Genomic DNA, 1,582 nt, shown 5'->3' on the forward strand with positions numbered 1-1,582 from the left:
CTAATTTACAACTCTAAATGCCTACTTTTCTTTGAATTCAGTTTTATTCTCTCGATCCTTTCCTTCAGGGGACTACCTTTTGTATAATGCACTTTTGACATAGACAATTAGCGTTCGCAACTTCATAAACATCATGACCGATAGCATCCAACATCTCATCGAGCCGCACATTCAAGATTTGGGTGGATTCCAAGCCCGCCGCCTGCTTCCCTCAGACGTTCTAGCACTGGTAGGCCCGTTCATCTTTTTTGACCATCTCGGCCCTGCGGTGTTTCCACCCGGCCGGGGCGTGGATGTCAGGCCGCATCCGCACATCAACTTAGCAACCGTCACCTACCTGTTTGAAGGGGTTTTACTGCATCGTGATAGTGTGGGCAGCGTTCAAGAAATCCGTCCTGGTGCGGTGAACTGGATGACTGCAGCGCGAGGCATTGTCCACTCTGAACGCACCCCTGACGACGAGCGCAGCAAAGAAGCCATTCTGCATGGCATCCAAACCTGGATAGCCCTTCCCGATGAATACGAAGAAACCGACCCCTGGTTTCGGCATCATCCGGCAACTGAACTGCCTGCTTGGGAGGATGCAGGAGTTTCATTCACCCTAATTGCCGGTGATGCCTATGGTCGCACTTCCCCAGTTCAAATATTTTCCCCCATGATTTATCTGGACGTGCAACTGACTGCTGGAAGAGAATTTACCTTACCGAGCCATTACAGCGAACAGGCGGTTTACAGCGTAACAGAGGGGCTTGTTATTGATGGAGTGCCTCTGGAACAACATCGGTTGGCAGTTCTCACTTCCGGCACTGAAGTAAACATTTCTGCTTCAGGCAAGGCTCGTTGTATTGTGATTGGCGGTGAACCTGTTGGTGAGCGGCATAAGTGGTGGAATTTTGTTTCGAGTCGCCACTCGCGCATTGAGCAAGCTAAACTCGATTGGAGAGAGGGACGGTTTGCTCAGGTTCCTCAAGAGACAGAGTTTATTCCGCTGCCAGAAGAGCCACCTTCTCAAGCAGAGCAACCGTTGTGAATAACCGCAGCGATTTAAATTAAAAAACTGTTTGTTAATTCAGAATCTGTCTTTTTTACTCTCATCTTCACGGATATTATTCCAAAATATGGCGTTTGGCGTTGCTGAATATAGGTATGAATTCAAGATTTCGCAATTGCTATGGGCTAAGTCGGGTGAGTTTTGTAAGTTCCGAGAAAAGTTTATTCATACCGTGAATCAGCAACGCCAAACTATCTATCGGAGCGGCAGTTCTTCAACCAAATATCCGTTCGATTGAATTAAATATTGAGCCTAATTTAGTTAGTCCCAGAGGGTTTTGTCTCCCCAAGCGTTTGAGAATTCCTTCTCATTTTTCCGTAGGCCCTGCGGTACGATCGTTTAAATTCCCAGAACTTACTTTTCTGATTTGAGCTTACGTTAGTTAGTTAGTTAAGCTATGTTTTTCGTGGTGTTCGCCATCCACTAGCTATTATTATTTCCCGACCAGTCGTTTGAGCTTGGTATCTCATGTGGATGGGCGGTTATTCTATCTGTGGAATACTACTATAGCAGTTCTCAAAAAAGTGAGGA

1 protein-coding gene is annotated in these 1,582 nt (G+C 46.5%); it reads left to right on the top strand.

Annotated elements, in window-relative coordinates; all coding sequences use genetic code 11:
- Positions 1–133: 133 nt before the first annotated feature.
- Positions 134–1,030: a pirin family protein gene (locus QUA58_RS17985; protein ID WP_333395139.1), complete on the top strand. Its 897-nt coding sequence runs from the start codon at positions 134–136 to the stop codon at positions 1,028–1,030.
- The last annotated feature ends 552 nt before the right edge of the window (positions 1,031–1,582 follow it).

The organism is Microcoleus sp. N9_A1 (genome assembly GCF_036701795.1).
Taxonomy (GTDB): domain Bacteria; phylum Cyanobacteriota; class Cyanobacteriia; order Cyanobacteriales; family Microcoleaceae; genus Microcoleus.